The organism is Pedobacter sp. G11, assembly GCF_003860265.1.
In the GTDB taxonomy this organism is placed as follows: Bacteria; Bacteroidota; Bacteroidia; order Sphingobacteriales; family Sphingobacteriaceae; genus Pedobacter; species Pedobacter agri.
Genome location: NZ_CP034190.1, coordinates 4,471,789 through 4,489,427, shown reverse-complemented (window position 1 = coordinate 4,489,427; position 17,639 = coordinate 4,471,789). Strand labels below are relative to the sequence as shown.

At 40.3% G+C, this 17,639-nt stretch carries 10 protein-coding genes; 5 read left to right on the top strand and 5 right to left on the bottom strand.

Going from position 1 to position 17,639, the window contains the following annotated elements:
- Position 1 precedes the first annotated feature (1 nt).
- The 3 genes from EA772_RS19265 (at position 2) to EA772_RS19255 (ending at position 3,063) form a co-directional block, all read left to right on the top strand.
- Positions 2–1,294 carry a gliding motility-associated C-terminal domain-containing protein gene (locus EA772_RS19265; protein ID WP_010603344.1) on the top strand — a complete coding sequence of 431 codons (1,293 nt, stop codon included), beginning with the start codon at positions 2–4 and terminating at the stop codon, positions 1,292–1,294.
- Positions 1,295–1,304: 10 nt separating this feature from the next.
- Positions 1,305–2,279: a type IX secretion system membrane protein PorP/SprF gene (locus EA772_RS19260; protein WP_124914580.1), complete on the top strand. Its 975-nt coding sequence runs from the start codon at positions 1,305–1,307 to the stop codon at positions 2,277–2,279.
- A gap of 136 nt (positions 2,280–2,415) precedes the next feature.
- Entirely contained in the window at positions 2,416–3,063 is a 648-nt protein-coding gene (locus EA772_RS19255) for a response regulator transcription factor (RefSeq protein WP_010603055.1), read from the top strand.
- Between the two features lie 20 nt (positions 3,064–3,083).
- On the opposite strand, the gene EA772_RS22185 is transcribed toward EA772_RS19255, so the two are convergent.
- A complete protein-coding gene (locus EA772_RS22185) occupies positions 3,084–3,260 on the bottom strand; it encodes a hypothetical protein (RefSeq protein WP_168187606.1) in 177 nt (58 codons plus the stop codon).
- A 167-nt stretch (positions 3,261–3,427) separates the two neighbouring features.
- Here EA772_RS22185 and EA772_RS19250 point away from each other — a divergent pair, with 167 nt between their 5' ends.
- Entirely contained in the window at positions 3,428–3,547 is a 120-nt protein-coding gene (locus EA772_RS19250) for a cold-shock protein (protein ID WP_124914579.1), read from the top strand.
- 318 nt (positions 3,548–3,865) lie between these two features.
- On the opposite strand, the gene EA772_RS19245 is transcribed toward EA772_RS19250, so the two are convergent.
- The 4 genes from EA772_RS19245 to EA772_RS19230 are packed head-to-tail and all read right to left on the bottom strand — an operon-like array spanning position 3,866 to position 6,776.
- Complete coding sequence (locus EA772_RS19245; RefSeq protein ID WP_124914578.1) at positions 3,866–4,837, bottom strand: MlaD family protein; 972 nt, start codon at positions 4,835–4,837, stop codon at positions 3,866–3,868.
- A gap of 2 nt (positions 4,838–4,839) precedes the next feature.
- Positions 4,840–5,613: an ABC transporter ATP-binding protein gene (locus tag EA772_RS19240; RefSeq protein WP_010603052.1), complete on the bottom strand. Its 774-nt coding sequence runs from the start codon at positions 5,611–5,613 to the stop codon at positions 4,840–4,842.
- Positions 5,614–5,619: 6 nt separating this feature from the next.
- The gene (locus tag EA772_RS19235; RefSeq protein ID WP_124914577.1) at positions 5,620–6,423 is read right to left on the bottom strand and encodes an ABC transporter permease; all 804 of its coding nucleotides are present in this window, start codon (positions 6,421–6,423) and stop codon (positions 5,620–5,622) included.
- On the bottom strand, positions 6,414–6,776 hold the full coding sequence (locus tag EA772_RS19230) for a hypothetical protein (protein ID WP_124914576.1): 363 nt from the start codon (positions 6,774–6,776) through the stop codon (positions 6,414–6,416). The genes EA772_RS19235 and EA772_RS19230 overlap by 10 nt, the downstream gene beginning before the upstream one ends.
- Positions 6,777–7,293: 517 nt before the next feature.
- Here EA772_RS19230 and EA772_RS19225 point away from each other — a divergent pair.
- A partial coding sequence (locus EA772_RS19225; RefSeq protein ID WP_210405055.1) for an S-layer family protein occupies positions 7,294–17,639 on the top strand: 10,346 nt, incomplete at its 3' end.

The following is a 17,639-nucleotide window of genomic DNA, read 5'->3' as shown; positions in this document are numbered from 1 at the left end:
AATGAGAAAGAAAATTATACCGATTCTGCTTTTGATTTTTCTGTTGATCAGTAGCTCTAAAATTTATGCGCAAACAGGAGCAGGCAGCAAAACTGTCGATGATTCGGCAGTGATTGTATCCGTTGGTAATACAGAAACTCGATATGCTGAAGGAACTTACTTTGGTCCGAATGCAAACTGGGTGATTAACGGAACATTAGAAATATACAGCAAAAACATTTGGATAGCACCTGGAGCCAAGTTTTCAGGATCTGGGAAAATTGTAATTTATAATCCGGCAGATAATCCGTTTTATCCGAATATGCCTGCCAGTTCAACCATGATTGATGGTAACAATAGCAACTTTATCGACCTGATCATTGAACATAGAAACAGAAACAATGCCACTTTAACTGATGTAGCTGATCCAGGTTATAACACGGCGAACCCATCTGGTGCGCTAGCTGCAACACTTAATATCGGTGGTACACTCGATTTGGCTACAAATGGCGCAAACATCATTTTAAATGGGAATAACCTTGCCTTTAATGCTGCAGGTAAAGTTACTAACTATAGCCAAAATAGAATGGTGGTTACCGGAAACAGCATCGCTGGGCATATGGTTAAGGAATTTTCTGACAATACCGCTTTTGTATTCCCTGTTGGTATTGCTGAAGGTGACTATACCCCTGCAACATTAACACCGCAAGCGGCAGCTAAACTTTATGTAAGTGTTCAAAATTATTCAGCTGCTAACCTTCCCGGAATTACTTCGGTGCAAGGGATGGACCGTACCTGGAATATTTACTCGTCAGCTCCAGTTCAAACTACGATCACGCTTCAGCATAATCAGAATACAAATGGATCTAAATTCGTTGATGCTACCGCAACAATTGCCCGTTATTTAGGCAATTCAAATTGGGATATCGTATCCGGAACTAATCCTGCGCTTGGCATTCATACCCGCTCCAATGTTTTAATTGGCGCAGACATGGCAGCTAACGGTGCATTTTTTACAAAACATTCTATTTCGGGGAATAACCTTTTTGTACCTAATTTATTTACACCAAATGGTGATGGCATAAACGATTTATTCGAAATCCGCGGACTGAACCTTTTCGCTCAAAATGATCTGGTAATTGTAAACCGATGGGGTAACGAAGTTTATAAATCTAACAATTACCAAAATAACTGGTCGGGAGAAGGCTTAAACGAAGGAACTTACTACTATTTGCTTCGGGTTAAAGAAAACGCTTCAGCTCCTTGGCAGGTGTTTAAAGGATATATTACATTAATTCGTGCATTTAAAAATTAAGGCTAAGGTGATGATAAAGAAATTATTATTGATAATTGGGTGTTTCATTTTATTCTTTGCGATGCCCGTTTCGGCTCAGCAAGATGCCCAGTATAGCCAGTACATGTTCAACGGCATTTACATTAACCCGGCTTATGCAGGTTATAAAGAGGTGTTGAATGTGCACAGTTTTTACCGGAGCCAGTGGACAGGCATTACCGGAGCGCCGAAAAGTATGTCGCTTGCTGTTGATGCTATTGCCAATAGTGGAAATGTGGGTTTGGCCCTTCAGGTATCAAGTGATAAACTTGGTGCACAAACCAACCTCGCTGTTTACGGAAACTATGCTTACCGGATTCGTTTAAATGATGACGGAAGTTCGAGGTTGGCACTAGGATTAGGAGTGGGGATGGCACAGTTAGGCATTGATGGGTCGATGTTAAACCCGAACGATCCGGAGCCTTTTCAACCAGTTGGTGTGCAAAGCACCATTGTACCAGATGCAAGGGCCGGTGTTTATTTTGCTAATGATAAATTTTATGCCGGTTTTTCTGCTGATAACCTGATTGCCACTTACATCAATATCGATCGCTATGCTTTCATTCCTCAACCAAAGCCACATTACTACTTAACGGCAGGCGCTTTGTTTCCGATTAATGAAAACTTCCAGGTAAAACCATCCTTCCTATTAAAAGATGACAGGGGTGGGCCAACCAGTTTAGATGTAAATGCTTTTTTATTAATTAAAGACTTCTTATGGGTGGGTGGTTCATACCGTACCGGAGTGAAGCTTTATGACAAAAGCTATTTACAAAGAGATTTATCTCAAAGAAACTCGGCAGTTGCTGCCATTCAAATTTTCCCATCAGAGAAGTTGAGGATTGGTTATGGCTATGATTTCTCAATCGGACCATTGCAAGGTTACAGTGGCGGAACACATGAAATTTCGATAGCATACTCTTTTATTAAGCCTAATATTAGAATCGCAACACCGAGGGTTTTCTAAATGATATGAATTTTAAAGTTATGTATAATAAAGTCTACACTTTGAATTAGATAAAAGCAGTCGAGATTTGAATAAAAATGTTTACAAATTAGATAAAAAGGTTACAAATTATTAAATTGCAAGATATTAGTTGAACATGAAAGCAAAGAACACAGGGAGTACATTCACGGTATTGATTGCCGATGACCACGAAATTATTCGCAGAGGCTTAAAAAGTTTGATTTCTGACTTTTGGGCTGGTGTTGAAATCATTTGTGCCGGAACGCTTGAACAGGCATTGGTAGAAACCGAGAAATCACCTAATTTAATCATTATCGATGTGAATTTGCCTGGTGGGAATAATCTAAGGGTGATTGATCAAATCAAACTGGTTCAGCCAAATGCTAAAATATTAGTCTTTTCTTCGTTAAACGAGAACATCTATGCTGTGCCTTATTTAAAATCAGGCGCATCGGGGTATCTCACAAAAAATGCAGAAGAATCTGAGATTGTTACCGCGATCACTACAATATTGGCAGGAAGCCGTTACTCTAGCAGGAATGTTAAAGAAAATATGTTTAATAGTATTTTAGGTAATGATGCTGATAATCCATTTACAAAACTATCGGGCAGAGAGTTGGAAGTAGCAGAGTTATTAACCAAAGGGGTTGGTGTTTTGGAAATTTCCAACCAGTTAAATCTTCAGATGGGTACTGTAAGTACTTATAAACTTAGACTTTTCCAGAAATTAAAAATAAAAAGTATTATAGAACTTGCAGAGAAAATGAGCATTTATGAAAAATAAGGAATGCTTTTAAGCATTCCTTATTTTCTATTCTCATTAGTAGTTCCAGCACCTTTTTCCGTTTCTGATTCATTAGGCGTTTCACCCGCCTGACCATACTTCTCTGAAGCACCTTTTCCATTCTGATCAAAACTGGCTTTCTCTTTAGAAGTCCCTTTAGTTTTGCCTTTTTCTTCTTCTTGTTCTTTAGCTGCCATATCGTTCATGTTTATAATCTACAACAAGAACTGCGCAGCAAAGTTTTGATTCTTTGTACTTCGAGTTCATTCTATACGAAAAATTGTTCTTAAATCTTCGATAGATATTTTGTTGACATTTTACCTTGTTTATTGAGAAATATACTCCGAAATATAAAATGAAAATTATGGAACATGGAATAGTGAAAATGTACAATAGCGAAAAAGGCTTTGGTTTTATAGCACCAGATAGTCCTTCTGAAGATTTATTTGTATATGTAACCGGTTTATTTAGTTCGGGAACTTAAATCTGGAGATCGTGTGGAGTACAATAGCGAAAAAAGAAACTAATTGCAGTTATTGTAAAAAAAGTATAAGCTAAAGGTTATTAAGTTCTATATCGTCAGTTTCGTTGAAGAAAGGAACTCAAAGCTAGTAATGACCTTTTGATGTTCCGTGGGTTTTACCCATATTTAAAAGCTGTTTTTTTTGAGCATAGAACAATCCCAAAACTAACGCTAAAAAAATTAAAACAATAATTAACCATTTCGGCATAATTGCTATTTTGTTTATCAATTAAAAATGATTCAGGCTATCTTTCCATTTAAAAGATAGCCTGATTAATATTATTGGTTTTTTATTGAATCCCGGGCTCGTTTTTTAAAGAAGCCCCTGAACAGAAAATTGCTTTGTAGAGCTTCCAAATCTTCATCGAGTTTTTTACTGCCTTTTTCCAGGTTGGTCATTATCGCTTTTGCCTGTTCTGCAGTTTTAGCATCGTTTAAAAGTAAACCAGCTGCGTTATCAGTAGTATTTAACTTGCCCGAAGCTTTTTCCAGGTTAGCTGCCATCAAAGAGGCAGACTGTGAAGTTTGTTGTAGGGAAGCAGCAGATTTTTCCAGTTTGGCAAAAACAGCTGTGTCAGTCATCATTTTATTCACCAATCCATTTTTACTATTTAAAGTTTTGCCAAAGGTATTTAGATCCTGAGCCGTTTGAGCCGTTGAAAGTGTGATGCGATTTAGATTGGAAACCATTGTTTTGAAGTTCATTGCCAACTGTTCATCAGATAAAAGCGCACCTGCAGCACCTTTACCATCCACTAAATTTCTGGCCAGGATTTTGAAATCTCCGGTTACATCTACCAGATTTTTGTTGTTTACCTGAAGTGTTTTCATAATATCATCTGTAGATAAAGAGCTATTTACTTTCAGCACATCACCATCTTCTACAAAAGGAAATTTAGGATTACCCCCTGTTAACACCACAATCTTATTTCCGATTAACCCATCAGCGCCAATGCTTGCTCCGGCATCTTTGTGGATGTATTTATGCATATCTTCCTCAATACTTAAAAATACACGCACTTGTGAGGTGCCAAAAAATTCTATTTTTTTGATTGTGCCGATCTTCACACCTGAAAACCACACATTATTGCCTTTCTTTAATCCCTGAATATCATTGAAAACCACACTAAGGGTAAAGCTTTTTACAAAGGTTTTCTTTTGACTGCCCAATGTAAATATGGCAAATACGAATATCAGAATGCCAATGGCAATGAATATTCCAACCGTTATTTTCTTTTTATTGTCGTTCATGTTTATTGTATAAAGTTGTAGTCAAAAAATGGTTGTGCCTGTGGATCGCCAGTATTGAAGATCTGTTCAAAACTTCCCTGGCGTTCGAAACTTCGCTCCACGAGCATGGCTACTCGGTTTCCCGTTTCTTTAGCGCAGGTTAAATCATGTGTAATCACTATTGCACTGGTGTGGTAACGCTCCTGTACTGTATTAATCAATTTGTTTATTTCTTTTGATGTAATGGGGTCGAGGCCAGCGGTTGGCTCATCATAAAGCATAATTTCAGGTTTAAGCATTAAAGTTCTGGCTATGCCAATTCGTTTTCGCTGACCACCAGAAAGTTCTGAAGGCATCTGATTAATGGTTTGAGAGAGACCTACCGCATCGAGCATTTCTTCCACAAGCGCATTTACATCGCTTTTACCCATGTCTCTTCGGTTTCTTACCAGTGGAAACTCAAGATTTTCCTTTACGGTCATGCTATCATAAAGCGCACTGTTCTGGAAGGAGAAACCAACTCTTAACCTCAAGGCCAAAAGTTCTTCGTAAGAGATTTCATCAACGATGTGGTCCAGCACTTTCACTAATCCAGAATCAGGACGAAGTAAGCCTACGATAATTTTGATGAGTACCGATTTTCCTGTCCCAGATTTTCCTAAAACCACCAAATTTTCGCCTTTATACAAATCAAGAGACGCGTTTTCAAGTACCTGGTAACTGCCAAAAGCTTTGTAGAGTCCATTAATCTCGATTACCTTTTCCGCATCTGTATGTATATTTTCTTTCTGTACCATTTGCTGTTAAGTGTTAAAAAGACTGAATATCTGAACGCAAACCACCTCTTCAATAAAAATCAAAAACATAGCGGTTACTACAGAGGAGTTTGCTGCTTTACCCACACCCTCGGTTCCTTTCGAGGAATTGTACCCTTGGTAGCAACCTACTATAGCGATGGTAAATCCGAATAAAATGGCTTTGAAGGTCGAAGCGATAATATCTAAAAACGTGATGCTTTCCAATGCGCTTTGAAAAAAGGTAGTCGCACTTGTGCCCTCATTTACAGAAACATTTAACAAAGCACCTAACATCCCTACCATAGCGGTATAGAAAGTTAGAATAGGCATGGTGATCGTTGCTGCAAGTACCCGTGTGGTTACTAAGAATTTAAAAGGATTGGTTGCTGAAACTTCCATCGCATCAATTTGCTCGCTCACCTTCATTGATCCTAATTCAGCCCCGATGCTTGATCCTACTTTCCCTGCTGCGATGAGACCGGTAAGTAGGGGAGCCAAAGTTCTTAAAAGGGCGATGCCCACCAGTGAGGGTAACCATGACGTTGCACCAAACTCAGAAAGCGAGGGACGAGATTGCTTTGTGAAAACCAATCCTGTGATGAAGCCTGTAGTAGAAATCAGCAGCGCAGAGCGATAGCCAATTTCATAACATTGCCGCATCAATTCTTTAAACTCATACGGCGGGAAAAATGCTTCCTTAAAAAAGCGACCTATAAAGCTAAAAACTTCGTAAAGGCTAATGAATGTTTGCGCAAATTTGCCAACCGGCTTCGGCGCATCTTTACTATTTTCATTTTTGTTTATTCCCATCTTGGCGCCTTATTTGATTTTATGGAATCTTTCTCAGCATCCTGTGCTTTCTCTTTTTGGTAACTTGCAATCTTTAAGGTATCAGCTGGTGAAAGGCTATTGAAAAGCACTTTGAAAGTGTTATTAAGCATCGTATTTTGTTCATTAAACGCAGCTTCGGTTATCTTTCCTTCGCTCAATTTTTTCCGTAGTGCATACTTTTGATCGATAAGGGCTCTGGTTGAATCAACGATTGCATCATTTGATAGCGTTACTGGTTTGTCTACCTTGATTCCTCCGGCGCCTTGTTCTGGATTTGTGTTATGACACCCGATACCCAATAAAGTGATCATCAGCAGAAGTATAAATTTCATGTTAACAATACATATATGATGCGCAATTGTTTGTAAGGTAGCGTTTTATTTAGACATTAAAATTTTTCAAATCGAGAACGATTTAAACCAAAAGTCTTTAATGGAATCAGCTATAGAAATTTCGATGGAGATTGAAATCTATTATTTTACCTTACAAAATCACGACTAAATTATATTTACAACTACTGGTTGTAAAATTAGAATTGACATAAGTCAAATGATCTTATGGATTCAGGCAATTTCATTAGCCTCAGATGGGCTATAAACAGCCTTTATTTTCTGGATAAGTCAAAATATTAAACGCGTGTAGAACTAATAATACACATAAATATTTCGTTACATTAATTTGACAAAGCATTATAATATCTTCGTAGCAGAATTGCTATGCCTGTAAGCAGAGGTGATAAAAGTTAAAGGCTTTTAAAACCGGAAGGTTTAAAATTTCGTGAGAAATTTATAACCAACAGACTTATAAAATTGCATCATCCCAATTGTTGCAGCTCTTATCGTCCCGTGTATGAATAAAACTCTACTTTATTCGTGTGGCTTCACACGAAATTATTCTTGTTTTAACATTAGTTTAACGCAAAAATTCGTTAAATGTTTTAGCCGTTTCCTTGTTTTTGTACTTTTATTTCTTTCCGCCGGGATGCAAGATGTTTTTGCCGATGGGAGTAAGGATTTGTATCCTAATAGTACTGGACGTCGAGCTAAACTAAGGGCTTCTACAACTCCGAGTTTTGCTTCGCCATATGCGAATCTAGGGGTACACTATGTATATGCAAAAGCTGGTGAACGAATTACGATGGCTAATAGCGCTTTCCGATTTGCAACCAACAACAATAATGCAAGAATAAAATTAACTCTAATTGATAATTCCGCTCCAATCATTTATACACCAGTTACCGGAAATTCGGACGGTTTAATTGATGCAAGATTAAATGAAGTAGCTGGTCCGCAGTTGTTCGGTGGGTCAATAGCAAATCGATACACTCCAATATATTACCAGGTTCCTGCTGGTAGAGATGGTATCTATAAAGTAGAATTTGTGTCTAGGGGAGGAGAAACCTCCGCTGGTAATAGTCGTGAAACTACTGCTGCGGATGTATGGACACAATCGACAACGACAACAAATGCAATGATTTCGGCATGGGATGTATCTGTCATTAATACTTCAAACACAGGATTCGTAAGCGGAAGGGTATGGGTAAATTCCCTAAGCCTTGATATTCAGCCAAGCTACACTCAAAGTGAAGGTTTCTTTGGAGTTGTCTATGTTTTAACCAAAGATGGGTATGTATATAAAGTAAATAATAATGGCAATAATGGAATTCAGTTTTCATTTTTTGTCAATAATAAAGGTTTTGTTGATGCGAACAAAAATCCTAAATATAAAAGTATATCTACACCGCAATCTGAGGCAGTTTCTGTGATTGCTAGTCAAAGCCATGACCCTAATCTTGCAGATACCGAAACAGATATCACGCATAAAATCTTTTATACAGTACCAAGTTCCGATTTACCAGCGAGTGCTATCGGAGCAGTGCCTCTTAGTAGTTTAGCTAGCGTTAATCCTAAAAATTCTACCTGGTTAAGGGTGGCTAGTACACCTCCTACAATTAGTAATGTAGAATTGGTTGGTATAGAGGGCCAGCCTGGACAGGTCAGTAATAAGGGTGGAAATATTAAATTTGATGCATTGGTTGCTGGAGCTTATACAGTAACTATATCAAGCCCAGTAGCAAGTGGATCACCTGGTTATTTTGTTACCAGAGTATTAACAGGATATTCGAATGTAGGTACTACTTCAGTATTTTGGGATGGTAAATCTGGTGATGGCACCCCGTTACCTGCTGGAACTTCTCCTGCGAAAATAGATGTTACCCTCCAAGGTGCGGAAGTGCATTTTCCATTTATTGATATGGAGTTTAATCCTGGAGGTACTCAAATCCAACTTTTAAACGATAATGGTACAGTTAGGAGCGATATTGTTTATTGGGATGATTCTGATTTTAATAATACGGCTGATGGTGCTATTAGTGATCCTAAAAATGCGAGTCAATTTGTATTTCCTAATGGACGATCTAGCGTAACTGCCGGACATACCTGGGGTGCAGGTGCTACCAATACCTCAACCTATGCTGGAAGTTTTGGAGACGAACGGGGGATGGATACCTGGAGTTTTATTACTGGTAGATCGGATACTAAAAATACAAACGTTGTAGTTAAAACAGCTAATCTTGAAGTAACCAGCATTACCCCAACTTCTACGAGCATGACTATTGGCGGTAATGTGTCTTATAATGTCGTTGTTAAAAATGCTGGTCCGAGTGATGTGACCACTGCACCATTTGCATTTACTGTTCCATCTGGCTTTGAAGTTGTTTCTGCTAATGTTACGAACACCACTCTAAGCGCAACAGCAAATACTGGCGGAGCCATATCAGCAGATAAACTTAGGTTTAACTCAACCTTAAATATGCCCAATAATAGTACCGTAACTTATACCGTACAAATAAAGGCAGTTTCTACTTCAACCATTAATAATCCTTTTACGGTTCAAGCGTCAATTTTAAGACCTGCGGATGTTACTGACCCGGATGCAACTAATCCGAACACAACAGGCGTTCCTTCTGACCCACAGCTTGAATGTACTGGCAATGTGCCAGCAAGCACAGTTACTGCTACAAGGCCTTTCGGCTGTAATAACATCGCCGTAAACAGCGGTGTTTCGGTTGCTCCAAGCATTATTCCTGTTACAGAAAGTGGTAGTGTATCCGTTAGCGTAATTGGTACTACCGCAGTAGCCAATGTGGCAGCTAACGACACCGTAAACGGTGCACCAGCAACATTAGGAAATTCAGGTAATGCTACCGTTGCACAATCGGGTACTTGGCCAACTGGTATTGCCTTAAATCCAACTACAGGCGCCATTACTGTTGCTGCATTAACCCCAAGAGGAGCTTACAATGTAACTTATCAATTGTGCGATAAATTAACGCCTGCTAACTGTGCAACAGTTGTTGACCGTGTTAATGTAACTGGTGTTGCTCCTGTGGCGGTGGCAGATAGTCAAACTGGGTTGGAAGATAATCCGATTGCCTTTGATGTAACTGCTAATGATACAGATCTTGATGGTAACACAACGATCAACAAATCGACGGTATTGTTAATTGACCCTGCTGATAATGTGAAGAAAACCACAGTTGTTATTGCTAATCAGGGTACCTGGACTGTTAATACCACAACTGGCATAGTAACCTTTACTCCAGTTGCAAACTATAATGGAAGCCCGACTGTAATCAGATATACAGTAAAAGATGATGAAGGTTTGGAAAGTAATGCGGCTGACATCACAGCAACTGTGACCCCTGTAAATGATGCACCTTCGTTCACGGCAGGTGCAAACCAGTCGGTTGCGCAGTGTGCTACTGCACAAAGTATAACAAACTGGGCTACGGCAATATCTCCAGGTCCGCCGAACGAATCAACCCAGGTCGTATCGTTCCTGGTAACCGTTCTTTCCGCTGATGCAGCTAAATTTACAACTGCCCCAGCTGTTTCATCGGCTGGTACCCTAACTTATACATTGGCGTCTACATTTTCTGGAACTGTTACAGTTACCGTTATAGCGCAAGATAACGGTGGTACAGCTAACAACGGAGTAGATAAATCTGCTCCTCAAACATTTACAATTACGGCATCTGCAGTGTCGGTCGCAGCAACAATCAACGCTACAAGTCCAACCATTTGTAATGGTACAAACGGACAGATTGTTCTTGGTAATTTGACAAATGGAATTACTTATACTGTCAATTATACAAAAGGTGGTGCAGCTCAAACAGCAATTATAGCCACACCCACAAATAATGCGATTACCATACCAAATTTGGGTTTTGGCGTTTATGCAAATATTGTGGTTTCTACAGGAACTTGTAGTTCTCCAGCGCTTTCTGCAACACTGGTAAATCCTGCACCGGCGCAACCGGGTGCAATTACTGGTGCAACCTCCATATGTTCGCCATCACCTGCTCAAACTTATTCTGTTGCTGCTGTTGCTGATGCAACTTCCTACACCTGGACTTATTCTGGGTCGGGTGCCACTATTGCCAGCCCCAATGCTGCGTCTACTACGATTACTTTTGCTGCTGGCGCAACCAGCGGTACATTATCAGTAACGGCCACCAACGCTTGTGGTACAAGTGCTGCCAGAACACAGGCTATTACAATAAATCCAACACCTGCCACGCCAACGGTAACTACAGGCGGACCAACTACTTTTTGTAACGGGGGAAGCGTTGTATTAACTTCATCAGCAACAACTGGTAACCAATGGTACAATGGTACAACATTGCTTAGCGGAGCAACCAGCAGAACTTATACTGCAACTGTTTCTGGAAATTATAATGTTGTTGTAACAGCTGCGGGTTGTTCAAGTGCTCCTTCCGCCAGTACTTCAGTTACAGTGAATCCAATACCTGCAACACCAACTGTAACAGCAGGTGGTCCGACTACTTTCTGTACAGGTGGAAACGTTGTATTAACTTCTTCATCAGCTACCGGAAACCAATGGTATAACGGAGCAACGTTAATCTCCGGTGCAACCAATCAAACCTACACGGCAACTACTTCCGGAAACTACAATGTTGTTGTAACTACTACGGGTTGTTCAAGTGCAGCTTCTGCTAATACTTCGGTTACAGTAAACCCTTTACCAACCGCTACCATCAGCTATGGCTCAACACCATATTGTGCAACCGGTACAGCAACAGTCACGCAAACGGGAACTGCAAATGGTACATATACTTCTTCTTCTACAGGTTTAATTATTAATCCATCAACCGGCGCCATTGATCTTGGTGCGAGTACTGCTGGTACTTACACCGTAACTTATAGCTTTAACAATGGTGTATGTGCTAATACGACAACTGCAAACATTACCATTAATGCTCTACCTGCAGCAACTGCAACGGCGAGCACAACGACCACATTCTGTACTGGTGGAAGTGTGGTATTAACCTCAACAACAGGAACAACTTATCAATGGTTCAGGAGTGGTAGTGCCATCTCCGGAGCAATCAATCAAACTTACACGGCAACTACATCTGGAACATATACCGTTGTTACGACCAATACGAACGGCTGTGCAAGTCCAGCTTCCAACGGTGTAGTGGTAACCGTAAATCCATTACCAACTGCTATAATTTCTGGTACGACAACGGTCAACATCGGCGCAACAAATCCGAATGTAACTTTTACTGCTACAGGAAGAGCGCCGTTTATATTCACATATACCATCAACGGTGGTTCAAATAACACGCTTAATAGCAGCACTTCGAGTGCAACCATAACACAAACTACAGCTGCTGCTGGTGTATTTACTTATAATTTAGTTAATATCTCTGATGCCAATGGATGCAGCAGTGCGGTGACTGGTCAGAGTGCAACGGTTACAGTTAAACCAACAGGGGTAAACGACAGTTATAGTACTTCTATCAATACCACAACAAATTACGATGTAAGAGTTAATGATGGTGCAGCAGTTGCAACTGCCACGGTTAGTATCTCTACGCCTCCAGCTCATGGTACTGCAAGTGTAATCGCAAATGGAACAGTAAACTATGTTCCTGTAACTGGGTACATCGGAACGGATACCTATAAATACAGACTTACTTCAAATGGCGTAACTTCTGATGAAATCACGGTTACCGTAACCGTTGCGAATGGTATCATCTTGGCACAGAATGATGCGAAGACTGTAAATGGTACCACGGGTGATGCAACGGGATTAAATATCTTAGCAAACGATACTTATAATGGTATTGCCAATTCAGCAACTCCAGCGAACGTAACCATCGCTGAAAATGCAAATAACAGTGGAGGTAAGGTTAAACTTGATGTAGCTACTGGATTTGTTACCGTAGACCCGGCAACTCCGGTAGGTACTTATACCATTAAATATACCATCACAGATAAGTTAGACAACAGCAAAACTTCAACAGCTGATGCGGTAATCACTGTGATCAATGGTACTATTCTGGCGCAAAATGATGCGGTAACCACAAACGGTGCTAACGGAGGCGCAAACGTTTTAAATGTATTAGCAAATGATACTTACAACGGTGTTGCCAACTCAGCTACTGTAAATAATGTTACGATCAGTCAGAATACCAACAACAGCAATGGTAAGGTTACTTTAAATACCACGACAGGTCAAATCTCTGTAGCAGCTGGAACACCTGTTGGTACTTATACCATCAGCTATACCATTACTGATAAACTCGATAATACTAAAACTTCTCAGGCGAATGCAGTTGTTTCGGTTACCACAGGAACAATTTTAGCTGTTGACGATGCGGTTACAGCCAGTACAGCTGGTGGTGTAGCATCTCCAAATATTTTAATTAATGATACCTATAACGGTGTTGCCAATGCTGCAACTACAAGTTCGGTAACCATAAGCGAAGTTAGTAATGCCTTACCTGGAAAGCTGACTTTAGATGTTGCCAATGGAACAGTAAATGTTGCGGCGAACACGCCTGCGGGTGCTTATGTTATCGAATATAGAATTACTGATAAGTTAGATGCTACTAAATCATCGGTAGCAAAAATTACGGTGAATGTTAGTTCAGGAAACATCCTTGCCAATAACGATTCAGGTTCAGCAAACGGCTTTACTGGTGGAACAGCTATTAATAACGTTCTGGTAAATGACAATGTTAATGGTGGACAGCAAGCTACTTTAAGCAACGTAAAAATTGAACAGGTTTCTACCACCAACAATAATGTAACGATCGATCCTGCAACGGGAAAAGTAAACGTTGCGGCAAATACAGCTGCAGGTTCTTACAATGTTCGTTATCGGATTATCGATTTATTGGATGCCAGCAAAACTGCTGAGGCGGTTGCTACGGTTATTGTTAATGCACCAGCATTGGCTGCCAATAATGATACCGGAAACGCAAACAGTTTCACGGGTGGGGTAGCCGTAAATAACGTTTTAACCAATGATACTTACAATGGCGATCCTGCAACCTTAACTACTGTCAGTTTAAGATTTGTAAACGCTTCAGATCCGAGGATCACTTTAAATACTGCTAACGGCAATGTTGTTGTTGCTCCAAAAACAAAAGCGGGCACATATACTTTAAATTACGAAATCGTAGATAAATTAAACCCAACTTTAAGCTCTCCTGCATCTGTTACTGTAACTGTTGGTTTACCAACCATGGTTGCTGTTGATGATGCAAAATCAATCAACGGTTTAACGGGCGGTACTGCTATCGAGAATGTATTGGCAAACGATAGTTATAATGGCAATACTGCTACCTTAAATGAGGTGTCCTTGCGCCAGGTTTCTACATCAGATCCAAAAGTTCAGCTTGATCCAGCTACGGGAAAAGTAACTGTTACACCAGGTACACCTGCAGGTACATATACGGTAGTTTACGAAATAACTGATCTTGTAAATCCGACAGAAAAGAAAACGGCTCAAGTGGTGATTACTGTTGAAGCTCCGGAATTAATTGCAAATGCTGATAATGGCGCCGCAAATAGTTTCACGGGTGGGATAGCGGTAAGCAATGTGCTGGCTAATGATAAATACAATGGAAACACAGCAACTTTAGCTGGTGTAACTTTATCACGCGTATCTACTTCTGATCCACGTGTAAATGTTGATCCGGCAACTGGTGCGGTTAATGTTGATCCTGGTACGCCTGCCTCAACCTATACTGTTGTTTACCAGATCACCGATAAAATCAATCCAACATTATCTAAACAAGCAACTGTAACGGTTGTAGTTGCTGCGGCGCCAATTGTTGCAAACGATGATAATGGTACTGTTAACGGATTTACCGGTGGCGGTGCTGTTGATAATGTTTTGGCTAACGATACCTACAACGGAAATCCGGCTACGCTTAATGAAGTCGTGTTATCGCAATTAACATCAACAAGTACAAAAGTTAAATTAGATCCTGCAACCGGTAAAGTAAATGTAGATCCTGGTACAGCAGCCGGCACCTATACTTTAACTTATAGAATTGCTGATAAAATAAATCCAGGTCAGTTTAAAGATGCAACCGTAACCGTTACTGTAACAGCTCCTGCGATTGTGGCCAATGCTGACAATGGTACGGCTAATGGTTTTACCGGTGATGTTGCTGTACAAAATGTGTTGGCAAACGATACCTATAATGGTGCGCCTGCTACCGTGGCAAACGTTACTTTAACTCAGGTATCAACCACAAATACTAACGTTACCTTAAATACAACAACAGGAGCGATAAACGTTGCTGCAAATACACCGGCAGGTTCGTACGTAGTTGTTTATAGAATCGCTGATCAGTTAAATCCAGGTCAATTTAAAGAGGCAAGTGTAACGGTTACTGTCACTGCACCTGCAATTGTTGCCAATAATGATAGCGGCACTATTAATGGTTTTACCGGTGGCAAAGCTGTAGATAATGTTTTAGCTAACGATTCGTATAACGGAAATACGGCTTTATTAGCTGAAGTAAATCTTTCTCAAATATCATCTTCTGATACAAAAGTTAAATTAGATGTAGTAACAGGTGCTGTAAATGTAGATCCAAATACACCTGCCGGAACCTATGCGCTCGTTTATCAAATTCAGGATAAGGTTAATCCTATTCCATCGCAAACTAAAACAGCAACGGTGACTGTAACGGTTACTGCACCTGCATTAGCCGCTAACGCTGATGCTGGCAGCATTAATGGTTTTGCTGGAGGTAAAGCAATCGATAACGTTTTAGCGAACGATAACTATAATACAGGAACTGCTACTTTAACAAATGTTAATTTAAGCCAGGTATCCACAAGCAATACCAATGTCACTTTGGATCCAGCGACAGGAGCGGTAAATGTAGCTTCGGGTACACCTGCCGGAAGTTATACTGTTGTTTATCAGATTCAGGATAAATTAAATCCAACTCAAACAAAAACAGCAAATGCTGTAGTAACTGTTAATGCACCAGATTTGATTGCGGCCAATGATGCGGGTACTGCTAACGGCGCTGCGGGTGGCATCGCTGTAAATAATGTTTTAGCCAACGATACTTACAATGGAAATGTAGCTACTACAGCAGTGGTAACCTTAACGCAAGTTTCTACTACAAATGCCAACGTAACTTTAAATCCTGCTACAGGTACAATCAATGTTGCAGCCGGTACACCAAGCGGATCATATTCGGTTACTTATCAAATTGCTGATAAATTAAATCCAACATTAACTAAAACTGCCGTGGCAACCATTACCGTTGATGCACCTGCATTGGTGGCAAATGATGATGCCGGAACAGCAAACGGATTTAGTGGCGCTACTGCAATCGCTGATGTATTGGTTAACGATACTTATAACAACGGACCGGCTACATTAAATAATGTGAACTTAAGCCAGGTATCAACTACCAATAACAACGTCACTTTAGACCCGACAACCGGGAAAGTAAATGTTGGAGCTAATACACCTGCTGGAACTTATACTGTAGTTTACCAAATCCAGGATAAAATTAATCCTGCTCAAACGAAAAATGCCAATGCAGTAGTTACGGTAACAGCGCCGCAAATTATTGCAAACGCAGATTTGGGTACCGCAAATGGTTTAACGGGAGGTACTGCTGTTCCAAACGTATTAACTAATGATACTTACAACGGTGCACCTGCAACTTTAACAAATGTTACATTAAGTCAGGTTTCTACAACGAACCCTAACGTTACTTTAAATACCTCTACTGGTGCAGTAAACGTTGCGGCCAACACCCCAGCTGGTACGTACAATGTTGTTTATAGCATCACGGATAAATTAAATCCATCTCAATCTACAACTGCCACGGCAACCATTACTGTAAATGCACCTGCAATGGTGGCAACTGCCGATAATGGAAATGCCAACGGTTTCACTGGTGGTACAGCGGTTCCAAATGTATTGGCTAACGATACTTATAATGGAAACCCTGCAACTTTAAACAACGTGACCTTAACTCAGGTTTCTTCTGACAATGCGAAGGTTAAATTAGATCCGGCAACAGGAGCAATCCTGGTTGAGGCTGGAACTCCGGTCGGAACATATACTGTAGTTTATCAAATTGAGGATAAATTAAATCCTGGTCAGAAAACTACAGCTAACGTAACGGTTACGGTTACTTCGCCAGGTATCTTGGCGACTAACGATTCCGGCTCGATCAATGGTTTTGTCGGTGGCACAGCTGTGAGTAATGTATTAACTAACGATACGTACAACGGAACGACCGCAACATTAAATGAGGTTAACTTAAGTTTGGTTTCAACATCTAATCCGAAAATCAAATTTGATGTAACAACCGGAGCGGTAAATGTAGATCCAGCTACACCTGCCGGAACCTATACGGTAGAATACCGCATTGCGGATAAAGTGAATCCTACATTAACTTCAAATGCAACAGCAACCATTATTGTTAATGCTCCTGCCATTGTGGCTAATGCAGATAATGGTAATGCTAACGGATTTACTGGCGGAAAAGCTGTACCTAATGTTTTAACAAATGATACTTATAATGGTTCACCTGCAACTTTAACGAATGTTACGTTAACGCAGGTTTCAACAACCAATACGGGTGTAACTTTAGACCCTGCAACGGGTGCTGTTAATGTAGCATCAAACACGCCTGCTGGAACTTATACAGTAGTTTATCAAATTGAAGATAAGTTAAACCCAGGACAAAAAACTACCGCAAGTGTTAGCGTAACAGTAGATGCACCGGTGATGAACGCCAATACTGATACAGGTACGGCCAATGGCTTTACCGGAGGAGTTGCTGTTCCGAATGTGTTGACAAACGATACCTATAATGGTGTGAGTCCGGC

What these genes read in the sequence shown, in the direction of transcription:
- EA772_RS19265 (WP_010603344.1), top strand. Translation starts at nt 2, where the DNA reads ATGAGAAAGAAAATTATACCGATTCTGCTTTTGATTTTTCTGTTGATC.
- EA772_RS19260 (WP_124914580.1), top strand. Translation starts at nt 1,305, where the DNA reads ATGATAAAGAAATTATTATTGATAATTGGGTGTTTCATTTTATTCTTT.
- EA772_RS19255 (WP_010603055.1), top strand. Translation starts at nt 2,416, where the DNA reads ATGAAAGCAAAGAACACAGGGAGTACATTCACGGTATTGATTGCCGAT.
- EA772_RS22185 (WP_168187606.1), bottom strand. Translation starts at nt 3,260, where the DNA reads ATGGCAGCTAAAGAACAAGAAGAAGAAAAAGGCAAAACTAAAGGGACT.
- EA772_RS19250 (WP_124914579.1), top strand. Translation starts at nt 3,428, where the DNA reads ATGGAACATGGAATAGTGAAAATGTACAATAGCGAAAAAGGCTTTGGT.
- EA772_RS19245 (WP_124914578.1), bottom strand. Translation starts at nt 4,837, where the DNA reads ATGAACGACAATAAAAAGAAAATAACGGTTGGAATATTCATTGCCATT.
- EA772_RS19240 (WP_010603052.1), bottom strand. Translation starts at nt 5,613, where the DNA reads ATGGTACAGAAAGAAAATATACATACAGATGCGGAAAAGGTAATCGAG.
- EA772_RS19235 (WP_124914577.1), bottom strand. Translation starts at nt 6,423, where the DNA reads ATGGGAATAAACAAAAATGAAAATAGTAAAGATGCGCCGAAGCCGGTT.
- EA772_RS19230 (WP_124914576.1), bottom strand. Translation starts at nt 6,776, where the DNA reads ATGAAATTTATACTTCTGCTGATGATCACTTTATTGGGTATCGGGTGT.